Genomic DNA, 4,110 nt, shown 5'->3' with positions numbered 1-4,110 from the left:
AACATCTGGAACGACTTCCTGTTCGCCTCTGCCTATGCCGGCACCGGCGACGCGATGCCGATGACGGTGGCGCTCAACAACGTCGTCAACACCTCGACCGGCGTCGTCGAATACAACGTCAACATGGCGGCCGCGATGATCGCCGCATTGCCAACCCTTCTCGTCTATGTGCTCGCCGGCCGCTATTTCGTGCGCGGTCTGATGGCGGGCGCCGTCAAAGGATAATCTGATGGCTTTTCTGGAAATTGATGGCCTGAGAAAGCGCTTCGGCCAGGTCGAGATCCTCAAGGGGATCGATGTCGAACTGGATAAGGGCGGCTTCCTGGTGCTGGTCGGCCCGTCCGGCTGCGGCAAGTCCACCTTGCTCAACACCATCGCCGGCCTGGAGACGATCACCTCGGGCGAAATCCGCGTCGAAGGCCGCGCAATCAACGATCTGCATCCGTCCAAGCGCGACATCGCCATGGTGTTCCAGAGCTATGCGCTCTATCCGAACATGACAGTGGCCGGAAACATCTCCTTCGGCATGGAGATGCGCGGCGTGCCGGCGGCAGAGCGGCAGAAGGCGATCGACAAGGTGGCCAAGGTGCTGCAGATCGGCCACCTGCTGCAGCGCAAGCCGAGCCAGCTTTCTGGCGGCCAGCGCCAGCGCGTCGCCATGGGCCGGGCGCTGGTGCGCGACCCAAAACTGTTCCTGTTCGACGAGCCGTTGTCCAACCTCGACGCCAAGCTGCGTGTCGACATGCGCATCGAGATCAAGCGCCTGCATGCGACCACCGGCACCACCATCGTCTATGTCACCCACGATCAGATCGAGGCGATGACGCTGGCGACCAAGATCGCCGTCATGCGCGACGGCGAGGTGCAGCAGTTCGGCACGCCGGCCGAGATCTACAACAACCCGACCAATCTCTTTGTCGCCGATTTCATGGGCTCGCCGGCGATGAACCTGATCCCGGCGACGATCGGCACCAACGGCAATGCGCTGTCCGTCGTGCTGCAGCGCGAGGCGCGCGAGCCGATCTCGCTGCCGATGGCCAATGCGCCGGCGGGCCTGTCGGCATTCCAGGGCAAGCCGATCATCTTCGGCGTCCGCCCCGAAGCCCTGACCGATCCGGAAGGCGCCGAGCGCAATGCCTCGAACATCGCCACTGCCGACTGCTTTATCGAGGTCGTTGAACCGGCAGGCTCCGACACCTTCGCCGTCACCAATCTCGGCGGCAAGGGCGTGGTGGCGAGGCTGCGCGCCGACGCCAACATCCAGCCCGGCACCAACACCCCGCTCGCCTTCAACCTGACCAAAGCGGTGTTCTTCGATCCGGCGACCGAAAACCGCATTCTCTGACCGAGATGACAAATCCCGATATCGTCATAATCGGCTCCGGCATCGGCGGCGCCACGATCGCCTCCGGTCTGGCCGGCAGCGGCGCCTCGATCCTGATGCTGGAGCGCGGCGAACCGTTGACGGCAACGCCGCATGCGCGCGACACGCGTTCCATCTTCGTCGACGGTCATTATCGGCCGAAGGAGATGTGGCGCGAGGCCGGCGGTGCGGCCTTCAACCCCGGCAACTATTACTATGTCGGCGGCAATTCGAAATTCTACGGCGCCGTGCTGATCCGCTACCGCAGGGAAGATTTTGCGGCCATGGAGCATTTCGGCGGCGTCTCGCCGGCGTGGCCGTTTTCCTATGAAGAATTCGAGCCCTGGTATTCGAAGGCCGAGCAATTGTTTCGTGTGCGTGGCTCACTCGGCGAGGACCCGACCGAGCCGTTCCATTCGATCCCCTATGCCTTCAAGCCTGTGCCCGACGAGGCGCCGATCGCGCGCGCCCGCGCCGAGCTCAAGGGCCTCGGCCTGCACCCGGCCTCGCTGCCGCTTGGCGTCGACATCGACACCTGGCTGAAGGAGGGCAAGACCGGCTGGGACGCGTTTCCCAACACCGGCCAAGGCAAGGTCGACGCGCAAACGGGACCGCTGACGGCGGCGCTGACCGACCCGAACATAAAGTTGGAGACCGGCGCCTATGTCGAGTATCTCGAAGCCTCGGCCGACGGCAAAACCATCGTCGCTGTTCACTATCGCCAGAATGGCGCGTTGAAAAAGCTGACGCCGAAGCTGGTCATCCTCTCCGCCGGCGCGGTCAATTCCGCCGTCATCCTGCTGCGCTCGCCGTCACCCGCCAACGGCAAGGGCGGTGGCAAGGGCCTCGCCAACCGCTCCGATCAGGTCGGCCGCAATTTCATGAACCATAATTCCAGCGCCATGCTGGCCATCGATCCGCGTCGCCGCAACGATGCCGTCTACCAGAAGACGCTGATGCTGAACGATTATTACCTTTCCGACGGCAAGGGCGGCAAGCCGCTCGGCAACGTCCAGCTGCTCGGCAAGATCGACGGCAACATCCTCAGCGCCAATGTGAAATTCGCGCCCAAATTTGCGCTCGATTTCATGGCCGGCCATGCCGTCGATTGGTACTTGATGTGCGAGGACCTGCCCGATCCCGAAAGCCGCATCATGGTCGACGGCAAGGACATCATCATGCAATGGCGGCGCTCCAACATGCAGTCGCTCGACGGCTTGACCAAGGTGATGCGCGAAAACTTCCGCGCCTGCGGCTATCCGATCGTGCTGTCGCGCCCCTTTGACAAGCGCACGCCGTCGCACCAGTGCGGCACGGTGAAGATGGGCGACGATCCGGCCAGCGCGCCGCTCGACCCGTTCTGCCGGTCCTTCGATCATCGGAATCTGTTCGTTGTCGATGGCGGCTTCCTGCCGAATTCGGCCGCCGTCAATCCGGCGCTGTCGATCGCCGCGCAAGCGCTGCGTGTCGCCGCGCATATTCGCAAGAGCGAGCTTTCCGCATGACCCGCCCGGCGGCCATCGTCACTGGCGGCGCGCGCGGCATCGGCCTTGCCTGCGCCCAGGCGCTTGCCGATGCCGGCTTCGACATCCTCGTCGCCGACCTTGCCGAAAAACCCGCTGACGGGTTAGCCGAGGACATCACCACGCACGGCGCGCAGTTCGCCTATGTCAGCTGCGACATCGCCGATCTCGGCGGCCATGCGGCACTGGTCGATGCCACGATGCGCACCTTCGGCCGCATCGACTGCCTGGTGAACAATGCCGGTGTCGGCGCCGTGGTGCGCGGCGACCTCCTGGAGTTGAAGCCCGAGAATTTCGACAAGGCGCTCAACATCAATCTGCGCGGCACCGTGTTCCTCAGCCAGGCCGTCGCCAAGGCGATGCTGGCTGTACCCGGAGATCACCCGAAATCGATCATCACCATCACCTCGGTCAGCGCCGAAATGGCGTCGCCGGAACGGCCGGACTACTGCATCTCGAAAGCCGGCCTGTCGATGTGGGTGAAGACCCTGGCACTCAGGCTCGCCGCCGAAGACATCGCTGTGTTCGAGGTGCGGCCGGGCATCATCCGAACCGACATGACATCGGGCGTCACCGCCAAATACGACGCCTTGATCGACGGCGGGCTGGTGCCGGCAAAGCGCTGGGGCGAAGCATCGGACATCGGCGCCGTGGTGGCGGCGCTTGCCGGCGGCAAGCTCGGCTTTTCGACCGGCTCGATCATCAATGTCGACGGCGCGCTCTCCGTGCCGCGGCTGTAAGGTGGATAGTGTCATGACCGACTACATCATCGTGGGCGCCGGCCCGGCCGGCTGCGTTCTGGCCAACCGGTTGAGCGAGGATCCGACGCATCAGGTGCTGCTGCTGGAAGCCGGCGGCAAGGACTGGCATCCCTACATTCATATGCCGGCGGGCTTCGCCAAGATGACCAAGGGCATTGCTTCGTGGGGTTGGTCGACCGTTCCGCAGAAGCACATGAAGGACCGCGTCTTCTGGTACACGCAGGCCAAGGTGGTCGGCGGCGGTTCTTCCATCAACGCCCAGATCTACACGCGCGGCAATGCCCGCGACTATGACGCCTGGGAGAAGGAAGAAGGTCTCGCCGGCTGGGGCTATCGCGATGTGCTGCCCTATTTCAAGCGCGCCGAAAACAACCAGCGCTACGCCAACGACTTTCATGGCGACCAGGGCCCGCTCGGCGTGTCGAACCCGATTTCGCCACTGCCGATCTGCGAGGCTTATTTC

At 63.8% G+C, this 4,110-nt stretch carries 4 protein-coding genes and 1 pseudogene; all 5 read left to right on the top strand.

Translation table 11 applies throughout. The features are described from left to right. A pseudogene (locus ACXJ7R_RS26435) lies at window positions 1-225 on the top strand (carbohydrate ABC transporter permease); the annotation flags it as partial. A 4-nt stretch (window positions 226-229) separates the two neighbouring features. After that, window positions 230-1,345 (top strand): ABC transporter ATP-binding protein, encoded by a 1,116-nt coding sequence (locus ACXJ7R_RS26430; protein WP_457154399.1) that lies wholly within the window; start codon window positions 230-232, stop codon window positions 1,343-1,345. Between the two features lie 5 nt (window positions 1,346-1,350). Beyond that, window positions 1,351-2,868 (top strand): GMC oxidoreductase, encoded by a 1,518-nt coding sequence (locus ACXJ7R_RS26425; RefSeq protein WP_457154398.1) that lies wholly within the window; start codon window positions 1,351-1,353, stop codon window positions 2,866-2,868. Then, the gene (locus ACXJ7R_RS26420; protein ID WP_457154397.1) at window positions 2,865-3,626 is read left to right on the top strand and encodes a 3-ketoacyl-ACP reductase; all 762 of its coding nucleotides are present in this window, start codon (window positions 2,865-2,867) and stop codon (window positions 3,624-3,626) included. Before ACXJ7R_RS26425 ends, ACXJ7R_RS26420 begins: the two co-directional genes overlap by 4 nt. A 13-nt stretch (window positions 3,627-3,639) precedes the next feature. Beyond that, on the top strand, window positions 3,640-4,110 hold a 471-nt coding region (locus ACXJ7R_RS26415; protein ID WP_457154396.1), incomplete at its 3' end, for a GMC family oxidoreductase.

The organism is Mesorhizobium sp. P5_C1, from assembly GCF_054049815.1.
The sequence above is the reverse complement of the archived record's forward strand: the minus strand, read 5'-3'. Positions and strand labels throughout refer to the sequence as shown.